20 protein-coding genes, 1 pseudogene and 1 CRISPR repeat array (1 of these 22 running past the window's edge) are annotated in these 21,667 nt (G+C 48.0%); of the genes and pseudogenes, 9 read left to right on the top strand and 12 right to left on the bottom strand.

The window, feature by feature from the left end; genetic code table 11:
- Nucleotides 1-2,186: direct repeats of the CRISPR family, unit length 30 nt; unit sequence GTTTATATCCCTCTTTGGTTGATTCGAAAC (it extends 1,474 nt beyond the left edge of the window).
- A gap of 278 nt (nt 2,187-2,464) precedes the next feature.
- Genes cas3 through cas6 form a run of 5 tightly spaced genes read right to left on the bottom strand, consistent with a single transcriptional unit; the run spans nt 2,465 to nt 8,966 of the window.
- The gene (cas3, locus tag MESINF_RS05905) at nt 2,465-4,789 is read right to left on the bottom strand and encodes a CRISPR-associated helicase Cas3' (RefSeq protein WP_169698963.1); all 2,325 of its coding nucleotides are present in this window, start codon (nt 4,787-4,789) and stop codon (nt 2,465-2,467) included.
- Nucleotides 4,786-5,580: a CRISPR-associated protein Cas5 gene (gene cas5 / locus MESINF_RS05900; RefSeq protein ID WP_169698962.1), complete on the bottom strand. Its 795-nt coding sequence runs from the start codon at nt 5,578-5,580 to the stop codon at nt 4,786-4,788. The genes cas3 and cas5 overlap by 4 nt, the downstream gene beginning before the upstream one ends.
- Nucleotides 5,581-5,591: 11 nt before the next feature.
- Entirely contained in the window at nt 5,592-6,713 is a 1,122-nt protein-coding gene (cas7i, locus tag MESINF_RS05895) for a type I-B CRISPR-associated protein Cas7/Cst2/DevR (RefSeq protein WP_169698961.1), read from the bottom strand.
- Entirely contained in the window at nt 6,710-8,248 is a 1,539-nt protein-coding gene (cas8a1, locus tag MESINF_RS05890; RefSeq protein WP_169698960.1) for a type I-B CRISPR-associated protein Cas8b1/Cst1, read from the bottom strand. The genes cas7i and cas8a1 overlap by 4 nt, the downstream gene beginning before the upstream one ends.
- A 4-nt stretch (nt 8,249-8,252) precedes the next feature.
- Nucleotides 8,253-8,966 carry a CRISPR-associated endoribonuclease Cas6 gene (cas6, locus tag MESINF_RS05885; protein WP_169698959.1) on the bottom strand — a complete coding sequence of 238 codons (714 nt, stop codon included), beginning with the start codon at nt 8,964-8,966 and terminating at the stop codon, nt 8,253-8,255.
- Nucleotides 8,967-9,201: 235 nt separating this feature from the next.
- Here cas6 and MESINF_RS05880 point away from each other — a divergent pair, with 235 nt between their 5' ends.
- Both MESINF_RS05880 and MESINF_RS13815 read left to right on the top strand, forming a co-directional pair.
- Entirely contained in the window at nt 9,202-10,401 is a 1,200-nt protein-coding gene (locus tag MESINF_RS05880; RefSeq protein WP_169700878.1) for a DDE-type integrase/transposase/recombinase, read from the top strand.
- A gap of 645 nt (nt 10,402-11,046) precedes the next feature.
- Nucleotides 11,047-11,417: pseudogene (locus MESINF_RS13815) on the top strand (hypothetical protein); the annotation flags it as partial.
- Between the two features lie 1,136 nt (nt 11,418-12,553).
- Here the strand turns inward: MESINF_RS13815 and MESINF_RS05875 are convergent.
- From MESINF_RS05875 to MESINF_RS05845, 7 genes are all read right to left on the bottom strand, one after another.
- A complete protein-coding gene (locus MESINF_RS05875) occupies nt 12,554-13,414 on the bottom strand; it encodes a DegV family protein (RefSeq protein WP_169698958.1) in 861 nt (286 codons plus the stop codon).
- Between the two features lie 284 nt (nt 13,415-13,698).
- Nucleotides 13,699-13,938, bottom strand: a complete 240-nt coding sequence (locus MESINF_RS05870; RefSeq protein WP_169698957.1) for a thioredoxin family protein — start codon at nt 13,936-13,938, stop codon at nt 13,699-13,701.
- Nucleotides 13,939-13,952: 14 nt separating this feature from the next.
- Entirely contained in the window at nt 13,953-15,068 is a 1,116-nt protein-coding gene (locus MESINF_RS05865) for a permease (protein WP_169698956.1), read from the bottom strand.
- 18 nt (nt 15,069-15,086) lie between these two features.
- Nucleotides 15,087-15,620 carry a permease gene (locus MESINF_RS05860; RefSeq protein WP_169698955.1) on the bottom strand — a complete coding sequence of 178 codons (534 nt, stop codon included), beginning with the start codon at nt 15,618-15,620 and terminating at the stop codon, nt 15,087-15,089.
- Nucleotides 15,617-16,096 (bottom strand): permease, encoded by a 480-nt coding sequence (locus MESINF_RS05855; protein ID WP_169698954.1) that lies wholly within the window; start codon nt 16,094-16,096, stop codon nt 15,617-15,619. The genes MESINF_RS05860 and MESINF_RS05855 overlap by 4 nt, the downstream gene beginning before the upstream one ends.
- Before the next feature lie 6 nt (nt 16,097-16,102).
- Nucleotides 16,103-16,321 (bottom strand): ArsR/SmtB family transcription factor, encoded by a 219-nt coding sequence (locus MESINF_RS05850; RefSeq protein WP_231936886.1) that lies wholly within the window; start codon nt 16,319-16,321, stop codon nt 16,103-16,105.
- Nucleotides 16,322-16,371: 50 nt separating this feature from the next.
- On the bottom strand, nt 16,372-16,734 hold the full coding sequence (locus MESINF_RS05845) for a putative zinc-binding protein (protein ID WP_169698952.1): 363 nt from the start codon (nt 16,732-16,734) through the stop codon (nt 16,372-16,374).
- Nucleotides 16,735-16,911: 177 nt separating this feature from the next.
- Here MESINF_RS05845 and arsB point away from each other — a divergent pair, with 177 nt between their 5' ends.
- The 7 genes from arsB (at nt 16,912) to MESINF_RS05810 (ending at nt 21,664) form a co-directional block, all read left to right on the top strand.
- Nucleotides 16,912-17,973, top strand: coding sequence for an ACR3 family arsenite efflux transporter (arsB, locus tag MESINF_RS05840; RefSeq protein ID WP_197712715.1), 1,062 nt, complete (start codon nt 16,912-16,914; stop codon nt 17,971-17,973).
- A complete protein-coding gene (locus MESINF_RS05835) occupies nt 17,970-18,296 on the top strand; it encodes an ArsR/SmtB family transcription factor (protein WP_169698951.1) in 327 nt (108 codons plus the stop codon). Before arsB ends, MESINF_RS05835 begins: the two co-directional genes overlap by 4 nt.
- Nucleotides 18,293-19,063, top strand: coding sequence for a metallophosphoesterase family protein (locus MESINF_RS05830; protein ID WP_169698950.1), 771 nt, complete (start codon nt 18,293-18,295; stop codon nt 19,061-19,063). Before MESINF_RS05835 ends, MESINF_RS05830 begins: the two co-directional genes overlap by 4 nt.
- Nucleotides 19,064-19,136: 73 nt before the next feature.
- Nucleotides 19,137-19,622: a nitrophenyl compound nitroreductase subunit ArsF family protein gene (locus tag MESINF_RS05825; protein WP_169698949.1), complete on the top strand. Its 486-nt coding sequence runs from the start codon at nt 19,137-19,139 to the stop codon at nt 19,620-19,622.
- Nucleotides 19,623-20,309 carry an aromatic aminobenezylarsenical efflux permease ArsG family transporter gene (locus MESINF_RS05820; RefSeq protein ID WP_169698948.1) on the top strand — a complete coding sequence of 229 codons (687 nt, stop codon included), beginning with the start codon at nt 19,623-19,625 and terminating at the stop codon, nt 20,307-20,309.
- A 111-nt stretch (nt 20,310-20,420) separates the two neighbouring features.
- Entirely contained in the window at nt 20,421-20,978 is a 558-nt protein-coding gene (locus MESINF_RS05815; protein WP_169700876.1) for a thioredoxin family protein, read from the top strand.
- Entirely contained in the window at nt 20,975-21,664 is a 690-nt protein-coding gene (locus tag MESINF_RS05810; protein WP_169698947.1) for a cytochrome c biogenesis protein CcdA, read from the top strand. Before MESINF_RS05815 ends, MESINF_RS05810 begins: the two co-directional genes overlap by 4 nt.
- Nucleotides 21,665-21,667 lie beyond the last annotated feature (3 nt).

Raw genomic sequence — 21,667 nt, 5'->3', positions numbered from 1 at the left:
TCGAAACACTCAGCCTGCACGGAGTACATCACTCGACCGAGTTTATATCCCTCTTTGGTTGATTCGAAACCTGCTCGAAACTCGGGAAGTCTTCATCAATAGGTAGTTTATATCCCTCTTTGGTTGATTCGAAACGCCGCTTCTGGCATATCCCGAGATGTCGTTGAGAGGTTTATATCCCTCTTTGGTTGATTCGAAACGACCAGATGCTTCTTTTCTATCAGACATTTGAAGAGTTTATATCCCTCTTTGGTTGATTCGAAACTTTCTCTATATCAACGAGATCGGAGACGGGCCTACGTTTATATCCCTCTTTGGTTGATTCGAAACGAGAAATCATTCCAGTTAGAAATGCACTGGTATATGTTTATATCCCTCTTTGGTTGATTCGAAACGCTAACAAACCTATTGTTACGACGAAAAATTTTTATATGTTTATATCCCTCTTTGGTTGATTCGAAACCAGACACTTCTCCTTCAGGTAAAAAATCTGTACCTTGTTTATATCCCTCTTTGGTTGATTCGAAACGCCAGGGCATGTCATCCAGAGACATCTCGGCAAAGAGTTTATATCCCTCTTTGGTTGATTCGAAACTCGGACCGTCTATCTTTATTGTCGCCGGCTTGCGTTTATATCCCTCTTTGGTTGATTCGAAACGGGGGATATATCTTTATGGCCCCGGAAATATCACAAGTTTATATCCCTCTTTGGTTGATTCGAAACTGAAATGTGTCACACATTGCGTGTACCGCTTCGTGCAAGTTTATATCCCTCTTTGGTTGATTCGAAACGCAATACAGTATTATGTTTGGGTAGTCCCTCATGTTGTGTTTATATCCCTCTTTGGTTGATTCGAAACCGTCTCTGCAACAAGACACGAATGGTGGGATGACGGTTTATATCCCTCTTTGGTTGATTCGAAACAGAACTGGCCGAGAGGGCCGGAATCAGCGCAAACGTTTATATCCCTCTTTGGTTGATTCGAAACGTGTAGCTCGCCTCCGAAATGTCGTCGAAAAAAGAGAAGGTTTATATCCCTCTTTGGTTGATTCGAAACGTAGCTGGTAGTTGCATTTGTACCGACTGTGTCGGTGTTTATATACCTCTTTGGTTGATTCGAAACGTGTCCGACGGACTCTGAAAACGACAGTTTGAAGTTTATATCCCTCTTTGGTTGATTCGAAACAGAATCCTTCACGCACACTTCTCGGCAATTGAAGTAGTTTATATCCCTCTTTGGTTGATTCGAAACAAGAAGCGGACGCGGCATTCACGAAGACAATAGAACGTTTATATCCCTCTTTGGTTGATTCGAAACACATCGTCGAGTTTTTCGAGGGGATCCCGCCGGTCGGTTTATATCCCTCTTTGGTTGATTCGAAACTGAAGTCACTCAGAAAGAAGTTCATAGAGGGGCGCGGTTTATATCCCTCTTTGGTTGATTCGAAACGGAAGTCCGAGTGCGGGCGTGCTCACGTTCGAGCTTTGTTTATATCCCTCTTTGGTTGATTCGAAACGATCAAAAGTATAAGCCTCTCCGCCGGGGAACTGATTTTGTTTATATCCCTCTTTGGTTGATTCGAAACCCTAATATTATCAGGCGAAATTGAAACTCACCTGAGTTTATATCCCTCTTTGGTTGATTCGAAACCTCGCCAGACTCAAAACTTCCTGTTGCTCTTTCGTTGTTTATATCCCTCTTTGGTTGATTCGAAACGACACAATCAATCTGCCAGAGTTCTCAATCACAGTGTTTATATCCCTCTTTGGTTGATTCGAAACGGCGCAGCTCGCTTGCGCAACGTCGTGGAAAAGAGAGAAGGTTTATATCCCTCTTTGGTTGATTCGAAACTCGCTCTACGATGTGAAGAAAGAGCTTGAAAAATACTAGTTTATATCCCTCTTTGGTTGATTCGAAACACGGCCTCTACAAGAGTAGGGTCGTAGGTAAAGCGTTTATATCCCTCTTTGGTTGATTCGAAACCCTGAACGGAACTGAAAACATTGTCATAAAGTGTGGGTTTATATCCCTCTTTGGTTGATTCGAAACGAGAATCCAATTTGTATATACAGATGGTACTACAACCATGTTTATATCCCTCTTTGGTTGATTCGAAACTCTAATCACGTCTAGTTGTGCATAGTCGTCTGCAATGTTTATATCCCTCTTTGGTTGATTCGAAACCCATTTACTATTATTATAATAAAAAAGCTTATGAACCGGTGGTTTTAGAAGTCGCCGCATAATCAGCCATATTGTCCCTTGCGAAGGCTTTTCAGAGGAATGTTGCGTTTTATTTCGTCAACCTCGCTTTTTTTGCACAGGCGGGCAAAGTTTCAACGCACTTCTCCCGGGAGTTTGATCGCGAAAAATGGCTCTGCAATATGAAACCAGCCATTGCGTCGATCCCCCGGCGTTTTGCCCTCTTTTCAGGTCGACGGAATTGTCAAAGACCACAGCCGTTATTTCAAGCCGAGCTCTCTGTCGTATGTAAAACCTTTTACAACGTATATCCCTTTAGCGTAACGGAGCAGTTTTCTGTCGCTAATACCAAAACTACGTTCCAGCAGTTTCACCAGTTCCGTTTTTTCCCTTTTCCAGAGGGAATTCTGGCTCACATTCACCACAAATTTAGCCACTATGTTTTTCTTGAACCCTTTCCAGTCAGCCATTCCTATCATTTCTCTTATCGACTTCACAGCTTCGTTCAGACGGGTTTCCGGGATAACAGCGGTCTGAGAAATATCCCTGAAGATGCGACGTGCTTCTTCTTTCCTGTCGGACAACCAGCCGCTCTCCAGAATCTTTAGCGCTTCTTCAAATTCGTTTAGATAGTCGCTTCCTTTCAAACTTGAGAAAACCGTTTCGATCAGCTCTTTTTTGTCTTCTTCGGTTAGAGGCTCTTCAATAGTGTACATTTCGCCGAGCTCGGGTATAAAATTATCCACTCCGGCAGATTTCGCAAGGGCTTTTAGGGTGGATTCCACCAAGCTATTGTTATAGACTTCTGTGTTTGCTATCTTTCCCTTATTTTGAGCCACATGGATGATTACATTGGCACTGCCCTTGTACTCAAATGGTTCGCGTATGTGCCGAAGGACTCTTCCCATCCTTTGCACAAGGCTGTCTATTGGAGATATGTCGGTATATAGATAATCGAAAGATAAATCGAGCGAGGCCTCTACCACTTGCGTGGAGACGAGTATTCCCGGTTCGCCTTCCAGGCTGTTAGGGAATTTTTCCAGAACCTCTTTTTCCTTTTCCATCCTATCTTCCATAGTCAGCCTTGAATGAAGAAGCCTGATGCTTTCTTTTGTGTCGCCATTTTCGTCCTTGAGCTTTTGATATATCTCCTGTGCCCGCTTGACTGTGTTGGCTATTACGAGGACCTTTTTCCCCTCGCCCAAGCGGGCCAGGATCTCAGGCACAGATTCTGTCAACGGCTTTCCAACGACCGCTATCCTGTGTTTCCTGGTACCTCCGAAGAGCTCACCGTACATGTCAACAAATTCAAAGCCACCGTTCAGGGTACACCTCGCCTCTATTTCCTCTTTTATATGAAGCGGGAGTGTGGCGGTCATGAGAAGGAATTTTCCTCCCATGGCGGATATGTCTTCCAGCAGCTTTACGACCACGGCAGATGCTACGGGGCTGTAAGCTTGAACTTCATCTATCACTACCGCGCTTCTGGAGGCTATGGCGTAGATCCTGTCGTATCCCGGATATTTCAAGGCCGAAGGGAATATTTGATCACCGGTGGTGATTATATTTGGCAGGGAAAGCTGCCTTGCCAGATCGAGAGTGAACCCGTTCAGCTCTTCGTCATTTCGGTCGGTCTGCAGATTGGCGTCAGAGTGTAGAAGTCCGGTAGTATCACTCCCAAGAATTTTGGACACGTTTCCGTACATAGCATTAACCGCCGCCCTGAGAGGAAGAGTGAAAATCATTTGCCTGTTTCCGGCCCACATGAGCGCGAAGAGGCTCTTCCCGCTGCCAGTTCCCGCGAGCAATATGGTGTTCCCGGTTGTCATTTTACGTTTCTGCCAATTATCGCTGTCGGGAATTCCCGAGTTTTTCATTTGCAAGAGAACGGCCGGATATCTGTCCGGGATCTCGGGTATCTTGAAATCCCTCTGGCCGGCGTCTTCGAGGAATGAGGCCAGATGGTCCGAATATTTCAAGAAGCCAGAGAGTGTGACCAATCTGCGGGTCGCCCCAATGGATTTAACCTGCCTTATAATCGAGAAATCCAACCTGTAGGGGGGGATTAGTATATCCATATCCAGCAAGGAAGCCCCACCGATTATACTCTCAATCATCTGCGAGTCAATTTTCAAGAGCCCGCCAAGGCCAAATTCTCTGTCCAAACCGGATAGAGCTTCATTTATCTCCGCCTCGTGAGCTTTCATTTCTTTAGCAGCAACTGCCAGTTTTCCAGGCCTTAACAAGTACTGGCCCATGCTTTCCCTGTAGTGATGGAAGGCTATTGCGGAGAGTATCAGTCGGCTGTCCTGCGCAAATGTCTCGTATAGCCTGCGCTTGTCTATATAGAACAGCGAGAGTATGTTGTGCGGCACATCAAGCTGAAAGCGCGGATCAATATCCGAGAACCGCTCATTGCCCAGCTTTCTCTGAAAAGATGGCGAGACCTTCCCCACATCGTGAAGCAAAGATAAAAGTTTGAGTGCTGGTTCGCCAAGGCCACTCGCAATCCTTTCTACATCCTTGCTGTGATCTATAAGACTTATTGCGGGAGAAGACTTTGCCATAAACTCTTCCGCTTTCACTGTGCCACCTCCTTTTGAACGGCGAACCAGAGCGGGATCTTTTCCGCATGGTCGGTGTAAAAGCTGTACGGATCGGTAAAACTTACTGGCAGCCCCCGGGGGCTAAAAAGCTTGCACCGGGAGTATGTGAAATCCCTCACCGCCACCCCGCCTATGTTTACGATGCTGTATCTGGAGCTCACAAGCCTCGTATTACCGGGGATGTGCGAAAAAAATTCATTATAGTTTGAGGGTAAGCCCTCGCCGTCGTTTCTTTCCGGAAGCCATGAGAAGAAATCAACCTTTCCTTGGAACGGTTCGGGGTTATCACCAAAATCCATCACCCGCGCTTCCCTTACAAGAACGGTGTCTTCGGCTAGTCCCAGGGAGAGCGATATGCTTCCGTCGGAAAAGATTCTTTCAAGTTCCGACATAACCCCGGCATCGCATATAGTGTATATGATAGTCGTGACATCATGAAGCCTCTCGATTGTCACGGGGCTCTGTCCTCCTGCGTGCTCGACCCGGTTGTCGGCAAGGCGCGATTCTCTGCTGCCAAACCTTCCCAAGTGCTGCTTTATCGACATGTTCCTGTACCAGATTCTGTCTTCGAAGCCTGCCGTGTGCCTCGAATATACCGCGAGCTGTATGCCTTCCAGAAGGCGCTTTCTTCCATCTTCGTCGAGCGGGGTGCATAGAAAACCAAGCAAGGTCGAAAACATGGGCACTGGAAGCGTCTGAAGTGTCCTTGTGGTATGCGGGACCCTAAAATGCGCAGAATCCTGCCATACCTTTATCTTTAGGGCTCTCATTAACGCACCCCTCACATACACTCTTTCAACTTATCTATGAAGTCTTTCCAGTCCTCTATCGAGCCTTCCGCTTTCCAGCCGGCCATTTTCTCTTTCCCTGAGGCGTGAACAAGAGTGGTTCCGTTTTCGCGTATTATGTAGTCGTTTTGGGCTATCGTTCTAGATAGCGAGGAAAAGGAAAGTTCACCGCTGCCCTTGTCGAAATAGATGTCCGGATGGAAGAGGGGGACCGGAGCCTTTAGGCCAGCCACTATCATAAAAGAGGGGAGTATGCCATAATTTTCCCCAGCGCACTGGGCAAGAAGCCCATTTTTAATGACATCCAGTATCTGTAGGACCCTTTCTATTTTCTTCTCTTTGTTAAGCTCGAAATATATTGATCCGGCTTTTGTATCGCAGAGCACCTTCCCCCCGGCTTTCACTATTTCTTCCTCAAATTCCTTCAGATTGCCGGAAAGCTTTTTCATAGTAGCTTCGTCGAAAACCCAGAGATCTTTCCCAAATCTGGTGAGATCGATAGTGAAGGAGAATTTGAAAAGATTGTAATCCTCCTCGCGGGAATAAGGGTTCGGGGTTTCCAGTTTTCCAGCCGTTCTATCAGTGCTTGCGTTCATCCTGCTCACAAAAGCGTGATTGGCGTAGAAAGACATATCGCCCCTCCAGGGATACAGGGCGATCGCCTTAGTGAGAGAAACGGCGGCTTTTCGCGAAAGCGTGGTGGATGAGCTTTTATCTTCTTCTTGAGGGCCTTCCTCCTCCTTTTGAGTGTCTTTTCCTCTTTTCTTAGGTTTTGCGGCAGTGCTCATATATCCAAAAGCGTCCAGCTCTGCGCTCCTGACTATGTCCTGGAAAATTTTCAGCTCTTTATCCTGCGTATCCAGTAGCCTGTGTTGTATTACGCCTTTGCTAGAGGTTAGCTCGCCGAGTTTCCAGCTATCGGGATAGATTTCGGCGAGCGTCGAGAATAGCTTATTGGTAACCCACGGCCTGCTCAGGAAGACGAATGAATCCGTCCCGACACTTAGCTTTTTGAGAGTCGTGATATTGCCGACGCTCTGGTCCCTGTTCAATGCGGAAGACTCGAAAATAACAGTTCCGGTAATGCCTTTCATGTTGTTTTTCGTGTCGTTCATTTCCCTTCCTCCTTTACTTTTTGGCTCTCCGTTTCTTTCAATATTCCGGCGACCGTATCTATGAACGCGTACACCCCGAGCTTAAACTCTTCCTCCGAGCCTGTTGCTATGATTTCCCACAGGCTTTTCGGGAGAGGCTCGCCGTTGGCCGTGAAGGTCCGTGTGAGAAGGTAGTTGGCCTCGAGTCTGTTTCCCAGCCTCGTCTTTTCGATCAGCTGATAAGCTATCCTTCCGATAGAGGATAAAAGCCTATCCTCGCCACCTTCCTGACTTGCCCTTACAGCCCTGCTATTAAAAATTTCTCTGGTTTCCGACCGTATCCTTTTTAGTTCCATCTCTTCACCTCCATATCCCATCCCTTCGTACAGCAAATCTGGCAGGCAACCCGCCATTGCGCTAATCGCTCGAAAATCGGTTCTCCCTACGAGCCGTTCGATTTCTATTGCGCTGGATTTTGCCCCGGTCGCGTTATGCTTGTTAGCCAGGTACAGAAGCTGGAATAGTTTTCCGTAGTCCTCGGCAATAAAGGCTTCGTACAGGCCGGTAGAATTTATCGATCGTAGATACCCTCCGATCGACGGAGAGGCCATTAATTTGTCAACGATTGCATGGCTTATCTTCGTGACTTTCACTTCCTGATACTTGCCCGGCGGGTCTCCGATTATCCTGTATATCTCTATCCCCATGCTCCCCCAGCCTGTCTGGATTGCAGCGATTTTCGTCAGCCTATCCACGATGTTTCTGAAGAATACGCCGTCAGGCTTTTTGCTGAATATTTCCATTTGCCTCATGAGTTCCCTGGAAAGCGCAAAGGATGGCGAGTTTACGAAGAAGAACTGCCTGTCTGGAGACTGCTGGAGCGCGAAGATGTGAAAGAAAATTGCCACGCTGCAGACCGGGCAGATAGGTGTCGATGGCTCGAAATTCCAGTAAGCGTTAGGGAATTCTTTTACGGAGGCGCCCGCATAGCCGACGAGGATGTTGTCGATGAAGAGCCTCCGCTTTTCCTTTGGCACTCTGAAAGAATTGCCACAAAAGCTGCAATGAAGGCTATACTCTTCCAGCTCTTCAGGGAAGCCGAATAGTTCGGCCACTCTAGCCGCGACATCCTTCGTCCCGGCGCCGATAGCGTTCACGAACGGCCCGTCCTTGAAGAAATATTTCGGCCTTATGGCATTGAATACCGGGAGCGGATCTTTCAGATCGGTGGCTTCTATCTTCTCCCTTTCCTTTTTGAAAGCGTTCCCCTCTTTAATATGATCGGCGGCTCTTCTTAAAAAGAGCCACGCCATAAGCGGGATGCGAGAGGCGAAATTTGCGCTTTCTCTACTGGAAGGCGACACCGACAGTTTCGAAGGAAGATCATCTTTTGCCTCTTTCAGGTTTTTGAAAAGATGGCTCAGGAAGCTGTCGGCTATTGTAATCGTTCCATCGCCGTTGAAACTGACAACCGACTCCTCGAAATAATCAGCGATGGCAACTGCCAATCCGATCACAGAAGCGTTGTATAGCCAATCTGACGGATAGAATACCATCTTATCACACCTCCGCCGAGAACAGTCCGAACCCCTGGCCCGTTCTATGCCCCAATCCGTAATCGTAAGCGAACTGGAGCAAATCTGGAGGGCCGCTTAAGGCGAAAACTCCCCGGTAGCCCCCTACAAAGCCGTTATAATGCCTTACTAGCTCGAACTCGCCGCTTCCCGCTTCAAAAGACAATTCGCCTTTCGGAATTCTGCCTGTGAAGGCCGTGAACTTCTCTTTCATATAGCTATTTAGCGTGAAATTGAATTTCTCCATGTCTTTTGTAGAAAGTGACAGAATGGGATTTTCTGGGTCCCGTAAAGTGATATGCGTGTAACTTTTGCATTTCAAAAAGGGCTTATTTACTAGGAAAGGGCGCTGCACATTAATGCCGCTAATGAAAAGCGTGTTGGTGAAAATGCTCAAAGGCTCTTCCCAGCTCCAGAACTTTGTTGCAGACCCGAGAAACGAATTGAAGACGCTCAGGTCCCCCGTTGAGAAAGTAACCATGGCAGGAAGTTTCGCTTCAAGCCTTTCTCCTTCGATCCTCATTTCGCTACCGAGCCTTACCGAAAAAGAAAACCGCTTATAACTTTTACGGGCATAGAACATGTCCATCATTTCGGAAGATTCCGCCAGCTTCTTAAAGAAATGAATGAAGCCGGAGCGGTAATCAAGCGGGAGAGAAATAATCTCCGATCTTCCCGACAACATAATCTGGAATCTCAATAAACTCACCTCCCTAGAATAAAAATAACATCCAGACTATATAACTTATTTTCTTATTGATATAATATCATTATCTCTGCCATTTTCCAAAGCGACCGATATGCATCACAAAAAATCTACTTGAAAAGGGTAACGATGCATCAAAAATGAAACTACTCGAAAGGTAAGGGTAAAGGGGATAATCTTCGCGAATGACAAGTTGAAAGAGGTTGACGCGAAGATGAAGAGAATAGACATGACTGGACTGATCGAGAAATACTCAAAGAAGTACAGAAAGTCTGGAAAGAAGGAGAAGAGTAGAATTCTTAACGAGTTTACTGAGGTAACTGAGTACAACCGGAGCTATGCATCATTAATACTTAGGAGGGGTTATTCTAAGAAGAACAAGAGAAGCAAATTCACAAAGAGGCGCGGGAGAAAGAAGAAATATGATTTGGAAGTATTGAGAAAACTTGTTGAGATATGGGAGATCCTGGACTTTCCTTGCGGCAAGAGATTCAAAGCGATTATTGAAGAGGCGATAGACAATCTGAACAAGAATGGTCATTTGTCTTTGAGGGAAGAAGTTAAGCAGAAGCTTTTGGAAATAAGTTCCTCCACAATGGATAGACTTCTTCGAAGTGAAAGGAAGAAGATGGAACTGAAGGGTAGGTCACATACAAAACCCGGTACTCTCTTGAAGAAACACATAAGGATAAAGACTCATCACGAATGGGATGACACAAAACCAGGTTTTGTTGAGGTGGATCTTGTCGGTCACGAAGGAGGTGATAGTTCGGGAGAATTCTGTTATAGCCTGAATATGGTGGATGTTGCCAGTGGTTGGAGTGTCGTTGCACCAATAAGGAACAAAGCTCAAAGATGGACCCTCGAAGCTATAATCGCATTGAGAGCTTTACTTCCTTTCCCTCTTTTGGGAATTCATTCCGACAATGGTTCGGAGTTTATTAATGCTCATTTGTATAAGTATTGCTTGGATGAAAGATTGGTCTTTACCAGAACCCGGAGTTACAACAAGAACGATAATCCCCATGTGGAACAGAAGAATTGGTCTTTGGTCAGAAGGGCCGTTGGCTATTACAGATACGACACTTTGGAGGAACTGACTATCTTGAAGGAGCTATATGCAAGCTTGAATCTCTACAACAACCATTTCCAGCCTACTCATAAGATGATCCAAAAGACCAGAGATGGTACAAGAATAGTGAAAAAATACGACAAGTTCGCTACTCCCTACGAAAGAGTTCTTAACTCTCCCTGGATTGACTCCACAAAAAAAGATGAGCTTCGCAAGGTTCACGAAGCCCTAGATTTATATATACTCAAGAGTAATATAGCACATTTTCAAGAATCACTGGTTGATATACAGATAATGAAGTCTAAATCTAACTCAAAGGGAGGTGTTCTCAATCTCCTTCTATTCGATTTTGAATAGATTCTATTTTGATGCATTAACTCTCTCTTGAGTAGATTTAATTTTGATGCATTACGGCGATAATGTGTTTTTCAAGCAAATCCCGCTATAAAGCGCAGCAAGCCTAAGAAGGATATAATAACAATATGCCGGACCCTAAGCCCGGCATTTTATAAAAAAAGCTATCATCCCGATCCTATAAGAGGTTTCCTCATTGGAATGGTGGTCTCCGATGCACTCATGCGAAAGTCCAGTAAAAGACCGGAGAGACTGTCCTCCGGCTTTTTTTCGAGTCTGCGGTATTTCTCAGGCGATCTTGCTTACTTTCTTTTTGTAGATACCCAGCAGCTCGTAGCAGCTTTCGTGGTCGGAGAAGAACATGGCCAGGGCCGCGAGCGATGTGTGCTCTTAAGAGGCGTGGTGGGTGGTGTGTTATGCGTTGTGCGTAAGAGCGGGATGCCGGATCGTAGTCCGGCATGACGGAAAGAAAGAAGGACTGTCATCCCGTAATAGCCTGTCCTGAGGAGCCTGCCCTAAAATGGTTTCATCCAGCAAGTCAGAGAGCTTCTTTGCAAGTTTTTCAAGGAGAATACCCGGAAATCATCGGAATAATAGTCTAGACTATAATAGTCTAGACTATTATTTTTTATGCTTCAAGATTACCCGGCCTTCAGGGAACTGAAGAGCTGAATCGATCTACGTCCTATATACCATTGCACAGGCGCGAGGGTGAAGGGACACATAGATCTGTTTCCTTGCTCTTGTGATGGGGACTGCCTTATGCAGAAAACTGAAAGAGATTGGAAGTCCTTTCTCTTACGTAGAAATACTTGAAGACTTGAAAGAGATAAGGGCGGTGGGGATAACGATATGAGACAAACGCTTTCTTGCAAGGACTGAAATGATGGGCAACTCTTACGGCTTACGACGCCTTCAAAGTACTAAAGATAAGACCACTGTGGTGGTACGTCTGTTTTTCTTTTCATTTTCCCCATTGTGTGGCTGTTTTCAGACTTCTTACTGTCAAAGTTAAGTGATGGCCGGAGCGTGAACCCGTCCTTGGAGAGAGCGAGAAGAGCGAGAAGAACCGTCCATCGTCCGGCGTCCCGAAGCGTGAACCCGTCCTTCGAAAGAGCGAGAAGAGTGAGATCCCGTATAAGAGCATTACGGGATGACACGGGATGACAGTCTTACTCCCTTCCCGTCATTCTGGCATGTTCCTAGCCAGAATCACATTCTTCTTCCCTCATGTCATGCCCGTTCTTCGCGAAAAACGGGGACAGACGTCAGGAGCCCGTCAATCCCCATTATCGCGGTCTTTCCTCCTTCTCGTCATTCTGAGCTTGACTCAGAATCACGGTTTTCTAAGGAGTAGATCCCGGGTCGGAGCCCGGGATGACAGTATAGGTTCATTACGGGATGACAGGATAGGGACGTTCTGGATGCGTAATGTCGAGGAATTGCTCCCAATGCTCTCACGAAGGACGGGTCCATGATCTGGGACGAACAACGAAGGACGGCTCTTCTGAGCGAGATCCCGTATAGGATCATTACGGGATGACAGCCCCTTCAGGTCATCCTGACATGCTCCTAGTCAGGATCCCGTTCTTCGAAAAACGGGGACAGACGTCAGGAGCCCGTCAGTCCCCATTTTCGCGGTCTTTCCTCCCTTCCCGTCATTTTGAGCTTGACTCAGAATCACGGTTTTCTAAAGAGTGGATCCCGGGTCGGAGCCCGGGATGACAGGATGGGGGCGTTCTGGATGCGTAATGTCGAGGAAATGCTCCTAACGCTCTCACGAAGGACGGGTCCATGATCTGGGACGAACAACGAAGGACGGCTCTTCTGAGCGAGATCCCGTATAGGATCATTACGGGATGACAGCCCCTTCAGGTCATCCTGACATGCTCCTAGTCAGGAGCCCGTCAGTCCCCATTTTTGCGGTCTTTCCTCCCTTCCCGTCATTCTGAGCTTGACTCAGAATCACGGTTTTCTAAGGAGTAGATCCCGGGTCGGAGCCCGGGATGACAGTATAGGAGCACTACGGGATGACACGGGATGACACGGGATGACAATATGGGAGTCATTCACGGGATGAAAGTTTTGAATCCGGTATCGCTCCCTGCCAAATGGTCGTGGGTCTTTCCGCCCGGTGTTTTCGTGGCGCGCGGCTTTATTCGACCAGAGCCGCCACGCCTATCAAACCCGGTCCGGTGTGAGCCACGAGTGACTGGGAGATCTGGCCAGTGATGATGTTCTTTATCCCCTGGCTCTCCAGAGTTTCCACTATCGTGCGGAAATATTCGAGAGACTTCTCGCTCCTGTCGGAGGTATAGGCGGCCACGAACCTGGCCTTTTTCCCGGATATGTATTCGAGAAGCTTTCTTACGGTGGTGTTCACGGCCCGCCTCATTCCACGATCCTTTGAGACGCTGTGGTAGATTCCGTCCTCTCCCACCGTTATCACCGGCTTAAGGTCGAGTATGTCGCCGATGGTGGCGCTCACTTTCCCTATTCTCCCGCCGGCTTTGAGATACTTGAGAACGGGTATGCAGAAGAAGACTTTGGATTTTTTCACGGCCTCTTCGACGGCAAGGACAACTTCGTCGAAGGTTGCGCCCTGCTCCGATAGCTCAACGCCCCTCATGGCGACCAGCCCGGAGGCGATCGAAATATTCTTCGAATCGACTATATGTACTTTCGAGTCGGGATTGTTCTTTATAAAATCCTCGGAGAATCTTTTCACGAGACCCAGAGTTCCACTGAGCCCGCTTGAGATCCCGACGAAGACTATCTCTTTCACTCCTTCTTTATAAAGGCTCTCAAAGGCCTGCCCGATATCGTTATAACCGGGAAGCGAAGTTTTGGGAAATTTGTTCTCCATGAATTCCAGCAGCTGTTCGGTGGTGATATCTATGTTGTCTCTGTATTCTTTTCCCTCGAGAACTACCTTGAGCGGAATGACCCTCACATTTGTCTTTTCTTTGATCGCTTCTGGAAGATCGCAGCCAGAATCGACGATTATGCCAATCATACAATCGACCCCCTGAGAAGTATAGTGATTACGCGTGATACAAGATCTGAGACGCCGGAAACCCCGGCGGCGTTCATCGGGTATGTCTTTCAATTATAGCCTGAATATCGCCCGGGCAGGGTAACAATAGAAGCCCCGTTCCGACAGACCGCGGAACGGTGAATAACATTTGGAGATAACCGGATGTGCCGGTTCACGCACCGATATTGTCAAACCCTGAAAAAACGATATTACCCGGGCTCAATCCACGCCCGGCCAGGGAGCCGAGAGTTAATTAAGGCATTTCAAAGGCGGTTTTTCAGGAGCTTCTTGGCTTCCTCCAGCGAAGGAATTTTCCCTGAGAGGACTATCTCTCCGTCGATCGCCACCGCCGGGGTCGATATTATTCCCTTTTCCATCATAACCATCATATCCGTCACTTTTTCCACGGTCGCGTTCGTGCCAAGCTCTTCGACCGCCATCTTCATCACCTTTTCCGTTTGCTTGCATCTGGGGCAACCAGAGCCAAAAATCTCCACCTTCATGATCTAACCTCCTATTAAATTAAGTTTCCGTATATATATCCCCATATGGTCGCAAATGCAACCACAAGTCCGAAATAAGTGAAGGCCTTCTTCCTTCCCAGTAACCTCGTTATCACTATCATGCTGGGCAGGCTGAGAGAGTTGCCGGCCAGGAATAGAGCCAGAGCTGGCCCCTTTCCCATTCCGAGGGACATTAGGGATTGGACTATTGGAACTTCCGTTAGTGTCGCGAAGTACATCACCGCACCGAAAACAGAAGCGAATAGAGTCGAGCCAAGTCTGTTTCCGCCGAGAAGAGATTCTACAAGACTCTTAGGAAGCGCGCTGGATATTATGCCTGCCACAAAAACCCCGAAGAAGAGATACGGGAGTATCTTCTTGGCGAAGTCCCAGGTCTCGCCAATCCAGGAGTTTCTCATCTCTCTCTTGAAACGAATCGCCATGATGAAGACCGCCACGGCCGAAACGATCATTATAGAAGCCTTGACGATCGGGTCTATCTTAAGGCCGCCGACTATCAGGAAAGTCATCTGCAGGGCGAGAAAGCCCACGGCCTCCTGCCAGGAAATCTGCTCGCCCGATTCCTGCATCGCGAAGCCACCTGAACCTTTTTCTTTGAAGATGCTTTGCATTATTAGCCCTATGAAAACCGCCGAAATCGACGCGGCGACCATCCTGATTATCGCCATTTCCCAGCCTATCGCGTTGCCGGTGAGAAATATGGCCGCCACGTTAATGGCCGGGCCGCTGAAGAGGAAGGCAACGGCCGGGCCGAGGCCGGCTCCGCGCTTGTATATCCCGCCGAAGAGCGGCAGTATCGTGCAGGAACAGACGGCGAGAATTCCACCCGACACGGCCGCCACCGGGTATGATATTATCTTTCTAGCGCCCGGTCCAAGCAGCTTGAGTATCGCGTCCTTGCGTATGAACACGGTTATCGTGCCGGCTATGAAGAACGCGGGAACGAGACAGAAAAGCACGTGTTCCCTGGCATAAGAGCCGAGCATCGTGAAACCGCTGATTATGGCTTCCTGCACGTACTTCTCCGAGAAGGGCAAGAAATAAAAAGCCAGAAAGCCCGCCGCTAAAAGTCCGAATTTTGTCAATTCTCTCTTAAGATTTCCTTCCATTCCGGGGCACCTCCAGATTTATTCGCTGAGTTTATTCGCTCGCATATAGATGGCTTCCCGCTGATCCTTGCCGGTCATCTTCTCCAGAAGCAAGGCCATCACGAGTATGCCCGGGATGTTTATCGCCAGCCTCAGCAGGGCGAATCCAACACCCAGAGCGCCCATTTCGAACATGAACATTGGAATTTTAGTCGTCGACCAGGCGCCTATGAAAATCAAAACGTTTGAAAACTTGACGCCCTTCTTCATGAAGACGGCCGCGATTGGGAAGGCGCCGTAGAGTGGACCGGCCGCGGCCGCGCCGAGAACGAAAGATAGAACGATGCCCTTGAAGCCCGACTCCTCTCCCAGATGTTTTATTATCTTCTCGCGCGGTACCCAGACATCCAGAAGCCCCAGAAGCACAAATATGGGCGGAATGACCGAGAGCATTTCAAGAAAGCTTGAACCGGTTATGCTTAAAGCTTTAAGTCCTGTCTGATTATCGACGAGCGTGAAAATCGCGACCACGACGGCCACTATCAACGGAAAGAGATACCTTCTGCCCTTCATTTCAAGATCGCCCCCATCAGTCCGGCCACCACGAATGAGAAAGCGAAGGCGAAGGCATTTCTCAGAACGGTGAGTTTCGTTCCGAAATACTTTCTCTCGACCGGAAAGGTGACCACGCCCACCATCATTAACGTTGAAATGAACAGCGCGATCTGGGTTATCCCGGCGCCGTTGTTGAGAAGCATGGCGGCCATCGGGAAGGCTACAAAGCCCGGTATGAGCGTTATGGATCCAACCACCGAGGCGATCAGGAGCCCGAGAACCCCCGAGTTGTCTCCGAGCAACGCCGATATAGTCCCGGGATCGAGCAGGGCGATTAAAAGCCCGACGAAGAGCATAATTGCGATGAGTTCAGGCAGTATGTTCTCGAAGGACTTCCATGCCTTCTTCAGGGCGAGCAGCGTCTTTTTACGGCTCACAACGAGAGAGATTAGCAGAAGAGCACCGGTCAAAGTATATATAAAAACGCTGTACAATTATCATCACTCTCCGGTTGAAGCTATATCTTTTACCAGCTTAATTACATCAAGTATCCTCTCGTCAGAAATGCACAATTCTTTTCGAGTGCCATTCTTGGTTTCTCTCAACAAACCACAATCAACAAGCATCTTAATGTGCCGGGATAGCGTTGTCTTGTCAACCGGAAAGAGATGATCCAGCTCGCAGGAGCACTTGGTCGTTCCGGACAATTCTTCCAGCAACTTGATCCTCCATTCGCAGGAAAGTGCCTTATATATTAGAACTTCTCTCTTCATTGGATTTTCCTGAGGCTTTCAACAACTTCATCCAATTTATCGCTGAGTTTTTCGATTCCCGTCTCATCTTTCATGTTTCCGTTCTTTTGTATTCCCAGGTCGGTCACAGTGATTTCCTTAAAATCATCTATGCCAACGCTCAGCAATGCCTTCGAAGCGCACTTTATTGGACAGCCGTTGAGCGCTACAAACCCTTCGTTGCTCTTCGCGTTCTTTATTATTCCTTCGATCCCAAGAGGTAATCCTAAAGCGCATACCGTTTTGAATTCTTTCCCATCCACCTTATTCAGCGTTACCTTATTGGTCATCATGCCTGTGTTGCTGCTTCCCTGACAAGGGAGAATACCGATACTCATCATTGTTCCCCTCCTCGTTTTTCATATCGAAAGCTTTCATCTTTACCATCAGGATAATATCACTTGTTGCATACTTGTGCAACTATGAATCATTAGATTTAACACAAGTGGAAAAAAGGCAAAACAATAGGCGTATATCATATTCATATATTCGAATATATGAATATGATGGAGGAAAAGATGTCGGAACAGAAGCTCGATGTATTCAGCAAGTATCTCTCGGTCTGGGTGGCAGCCGCGATGGTCCTGGGGGCTCTGCTGGGCAACGTTCTTCCGGGGCTCGCCGATACGCTTGGGAACTGGCAGATAGCAAACGTGTCGATTCCGGTGGCTATTGTTCTTCTCTTCATGATGTTCCCGATAATGCTCAAGATAGAGTTCAGGGAGATCGTCAACGTCCGAAAAAACTCGAGGCCCCTGCTGGTAACGCTTATTGTCAACTGGGCGATAAAGCCGTTCACGATGGCGCTGATCTCCTGGATATTCATAAAAGTGATTTTCGGCCCTCTGATTTCCACCGGATTGGGAAATGAATATGTCGCGGGTATGATACTGCTCGGACTGGCTCCCTGCACGGCCATGGTGCTTGTGTGGACTTATCTTGCCGGCGGCAACATAAATTACGCGCTGGTTCAGGTGGCCATAAACGATCTCTTTATTCTCTTTCTCTTCGCCCCGATGGGGAAGCTTCTGATTGGCGTATCCACGGGATTTCCCGTGCCATTCTCCACGATTTTCTGGTCGGTCGTCTTTTATGTCGCTATCCCGCTGGTCCTGGCGGTCATTACTCGGCGCCTGGTGACGAGGTCTAAGGGGGAGAAGTACCTGAATGAAAGTTTCATTCCGAAATTCGACCCCTTCACGAAGGTCGGACTTCTGTTGACACTCGTGCTGGTCTTCATGTTCCAGGGCAAAACTATAATCGACAACCCTCTCCACATATTGCTGATAGCCCTTCCACTAATGATACAGACCTATCTCATCTTTTACATAGGCTACTTCGCCGTGAAGCGTTTTAAGATAGATTACGCAGAGGCCGCCCCATCCACTTTTATAGGGGCATCCAATTTCTTTGAACTCTCGATAGCGGTGGCCCTCATACTCTTCGGCATGGATTCCGGCGCGGCACTCGCCACGGTCGTCGGGGTTTTGGTTGAAGTGCCTGTTATGCTTTCGCTGGTGGCTATAATGAAGAAAAAGAGAGAGCTCTTCGAATTCTCGAGGGGAGGAACGAAGTCTTGAAAGCCCTTGAAGTCGATCTCGTTGAAGTCATGAAAAGCCTTTCCGACTCGACGAATCTGAAGATACTCGCGCTCATAAGGCTATACGAAGAGCTCTGCGTCTGTGAGTTCGAAGATCTGCTCGAATCACCACAACCGACCGTTTCGAGGCACCTGAAAGCGCTGACCGATTCGGGGCTGATCAGCGTGCGGAAGGACGGGAGATGGAGATACTACAGCCTGCGGGAGATCCCTTCTTTCGTCGAGGAGGTTATCGAACTTGCGGTGGAAACTTACGGAATCATCAGGAGAGAGCGACGTAAAAAATGTGGTGATCCAAAATGAGGCTGGCCTTCTTTTCAGATATACATGGAAATTTGGAGGCTCTCCAAGCCGTGCTGGAAGATATGGAGAAAAGAGGAATCGACAGGTGTTACTGTCTTGGCGATCTCGTCGGTTACGGTCCGCAGCCGGAAGAGGTCGTCGGCAAGATAAGGGAGCTGGGTATTCCAACGATAATGGGCAACTACGATGACGCCATCGGCTTTGAAAAGGAGAGCTGCGGCTGCGCTTACAACCCCGGAAGGGAGACGCGTGTGGGCGATGAGTCTATAAAATGGTCCATAGCCAACACTTCCGATACGTCTAAAGAGTACCTGCGCCGACTGCCACACACGATCGAGTTCGAAGATGAGGGTGTGAGCTTTCTTCTGGTTCATGGAAGCCCGCTGGAGCATCTTCTCGAATACGTAAAACCAACGACTCCCCCCGAGAGATTGGAGAGGCTTCTCGAGAAAGCCGGGAGCGATGTGGTAGTGAACGGTCACACTCATTTGCCGATGGTCCGCTGGATAAAGGGGAAGCTTTTGTTCAACGACGGTAGTGTGGGCAGACCGAAAGACGGAGATTGGCGGGCCTGTTACCTGTTAGTCGATGTAAATCGGGGCAGTCTTTCATACGAGTTTTTGAGAGTTGAATACGATCGAAAAGCGACGATCGAGAAGATAGCCAAGGCCGGTCTTCCCGCCGAGCTGTCGGTGGTGCTGGCGCTGGGTGAAGGTTACGATATGGGATCCACGGGCGAGTCAAACAGCATGGAGTTCACGCTCTGATCATGCCGCGATAGCCGAAAACGAATCTAAAACACGGGAATATCTCTTTTGAAAGTCACGCTGGGGGTGAAAAGTGAATTTGAAGAAGCTGGCCACATTCTCTTTACTGCTCTTCGTTGTCGTTAGCGTCGCCTATTTTGTGTACGATGAGATAAGACTCAGCTCTGTGGTTCAAAAGCCTGAAGCCGGTTCGACCGATTCTGGAGATCCGGCATTGCCAAAAGATTATGTAACTCTCTATTACTTCCACGGGACCATCCGTTGCCAGACCTGTCTGGATATGGAGTCTAACGCGAAAAAGGTTCTCGAGACCTATTTCTCCTCACGGGTAGAGGACGGTACGCTGAGATGGCAAGTGGTGAATATAGATCTCCCGGAAAATTATCATTATGTTGATGAGTATATCATCATGTACAACACCCTGGTGATTCAAAGCTACAAGAACAACGAAGCCGGTGAATGGAAAGAGCTCTGGAAGGCCTGGGATCTTTCCGAAAAAGGGGAAGAGTACATCCAGTACGTCCGGGACGAAGTAGCTTCCTTTCTGGAGGTGAACTGAATGGATGGTTTCGTTCTCTCTCTCGCATCGGCGCTGTGGTTTGGAATATTGACCTCGATAAGCCCCTGTCCCCTCACCACCAATATAGCGGCCGTCTCCTTCATAAGTAGAAATATAGGCAGTCCCGCGAAATCTATGGCCGCCGGGATAGTTTACACGCTCGGCAGAGTCCTGACCTACGTCGTGATCGGCGCCATACTCGTATCGAGCCTGACCGCCGCCCCATGGCTATCGAGGATCCTTCAAAAATACATGGGCAAGTTGATCGGACCGATTATGATAATCGTGGGTATGTTTCTGCTTGAGATGCTCAGCTTCAAAAACCGTGGCAGAAATCTGGACAGCCGGTCTCAGGAAAGGATCAAAAGCAAGGGCATTTTTGGCGCCTTCGCCTTAGGCTCGCTTTTCGCCCTGACCTTCTGCCCGGTATCGGCGGCGCTGTTCTTCGGAAGCGTGATTCCCCTGGCAGTCAGCGAGCAGTCGAGGCTGTTGATACCGGCCATATACGGCGTCGGCACAGGGCTGCCCGTGATAATCGTCGCCTTTGGAATAGCGGTCAGCGCGAAGCTGGTGGCCACCATGTTCAAGCGGATGAGCCAGTTCGAGTACTGGGCACGAACTGCCACGGGCACTGTTTTCATAATCCTGGGGATATATCTGAGTATAGAGAGGATATTCCTCCGATAACGATAGCCGGTCTTTTCGCCAATTCATCTTTAATTCGTTATTTGTGTTTGTCTTCGTCCGGTTTTGATCACTTAAAACAAATAACTTATACTGTGGAGGAAATCGATTTTGATGAACAAGAAAAAACTCATTAGAATTATCGTGCCAGTCTGTATAGTGATTGCGGTTGCCGCTATATGGTTTATGAAGAATGTCAACTCAAATTTCGATACGTCTGATATGGCGGCTGGTACGAATCCAAATGACTCTGACAAGGTGTACAGCGATGTCAATTTCACTCTTGAAGCGACTTCAATCGAGCTGGATGTATTAAAAGCGTACGGCCTTCCTATCATAATTGATTTCGGGGCCGATTCGTGTATTCCATGCAAAGAGATGGCGCCTGTGCTGAAGACTCTGAACTCTGAAATGCGTGGCAAAGCAATCATTAAATTCGTAGATGTTTGGAAAAACCGACAGGCAGCCAATGGATTCCCCGTTCAGGTGATACCGACGCAGATACTTATAAACTCAGATGGAACTCCGTACGTTCCCAGCGCCAAAATGGACATTGAGTTCACGATGTACGCCTTAAAAGAAAACAATCAACATATTTTCACCACCCACCAAGGCGGATTGACCGAGGAACAAATGCGAGCGATTTTGGCCGATATGGGGGTAAGCAGATGACCGGTATTCTAGAAGGCCTATCGAATTTGATAGCCAGCAGTGGTTGGCTGGCCCCCTTGCTGGCACTTGTGGCGGGAATTCTGACATCGCTCACTCCCTGCGCGCTTTCAGGCATCCCGCTCGTGGTCGGTTATGTCGGAGGCACGGGTCAGAGGAGCACAAAGCGGGCATTTTTGCTTTCGATAGTCTTTGCAATTGGCGCGGCGGTAACATTCACGGTTCTGGGTGTGACAGCCTCTCTTGCCGGAAGACTGATCGGTACATCGACATCCTGGTGGTACATAGCCCTCGGTGTTTTGATGGTGGTCATGGCTTTGCAGACTTGGGGCCTTTTCGAGATAATTCCATCAAGCTACTTGATCTCTAAAAATACCAAAAAAGGGTTTTTCGGAGCATTCGTGGCGGGTATTCTCGCAGGAATCTTCTCTTCTCCCTGTTCCACCCCTGTGTTGATCGTCCTGCTAGCCATAGTTGCGGGAAAGGGAAGCGTTCTTTGGGGAATACTATTGCTGCTCCTGTACTCGATAGGACATGGTATTCTCGCGGTTTTAGCCGGCACTTCGATTGGCTTTGTGCAAAAGCTCTCGGCAAGCAAGAATTACGGCAGAATAAGCAACGTCCTTAAAATAGTTATGGGATCGCTGATTCTTCTTCTTGGCTTCTATATGTTCTATATTGGATTCTAGGGC

The organism is Mesotoga infera (assembly GCF_900157305.1).
GTDB classification, from domain to species: domain Bacteria; phylum Thermotogota; class Thermotogae; order Petrotogales; family Kosmotogaceae; genus Mesotoga; species Mesotoga infera.
The sequence above is the reverse complement of the archived record's forward strand: the minus strand, read 5'-3'. Positions and strand labels throughout refer to the sequence as shown.

What these genes read in the sequence shown, in the direction of transcription:
- cas5 (WP_169698962.1), bottom strand. Translation starts at nt 5,580, where the DNA reads ATGAGAGCCCTAAAGATAAAGGTATGGCAGGATTCTGCGCATTTTAGG.
- cas7i (WP_169698961.1), bottom strand. Translation starts at nt 6,713, where the DNA reads ATGAACGACACGAAAAACAACATGAAAGGCATTACCGGAACTGTTATT.
- cas8a1 (WP_169698960.1), bottom strand. Translation starts at nt 8,248, where the DNA reads ATGGTATTCTATCCGTCAGATTGGCTATACAACGCTTCTGTGATCGGA.
- MESINF_RS05880 (WP_169700878.1), top strand. Translation starts at nt 9,202, where the DNA reads ATGACTGGACTGATCGAGAAATACTCAAAGAAGTACAGAAAGTCTGGA.
- MESINF_RS05875 (WP_169698958.1), bottom strand. Translation starts at nt 13,414, where the DNA reads ATGATTGGCATAATCGTCGATTCTGGCTGCGATCTTCCAGAAGCGATC.
- MESINF_RS05870 (WP_169698957.1), bottom strand. Translation starts at nt 13,938, where the DNA reads ATGAAGGTGGAGATTTTTGGCTCTGGTTGCCCCAGATGCAAGCAAACG.
- MESINF_RS05865 (WP_169698956.1), bottom strand. Translation starts at nt 15,068, where the DNA reads ATGGAAGGAAATCTTAAGAGAGAATTGACAAAATTCGGACTTTTAGCG.
- MESINF_RS05860 (WP_169698955.1), bottom strand. Translation starts at nt 15,620, where the DNA reads ATGAAGGGCAGAAGGTATCTCTTTCCGTTGATAGTGGCCGTCGTGGTC.
- MESINF_RS05845 (WP_169698952.1), bottom strand. Translation starts at nt 16,734, where the DNA reads ATGATGAGTATCGGTATTCTCCCTTGTCAGGGAAGCAGCAACACAGGC.
- arsB (WP_197712715.1), top strand. Translation starts at nt 16,912, where the DNA reads ATGTCGGAACAGAAGCTCGATGTATTCAGCAAGTATCTCTCGGTCTGG.
- MESINF_RS05830 (WP_169698950.1), top strand. Translation starts at nt 18,293, where the DNA reads ATGAGGCTGGCCTTCTTTTCAGATATACATGGAAATTTGGAGGCTCTC.
- MESINF_RS05820 (WP_169698948.1), top strand. Translation starts at nt 19,623, where the DNA reads ATGGATGGTTTCGTTCTCTCTCTCGCATCGGCGCTGTGGTTTGGAATA.
- MESINF_RS05815 (WP_169700876.1), top strand. Translation starts at nt 20,421, where the DNA reads ATGAACAAGAAAAAACTCATTAGAATTATCGTGCCAGTCTGTATAGTG.
- MESINF_RS05810 (WP_169698947.1), top strand. Translation starts at nt 20,975, where the DNA reads ATGACCGGTATTCTAGAAGGCCTATCGAATTTGATAGCCAGCAGTGGT.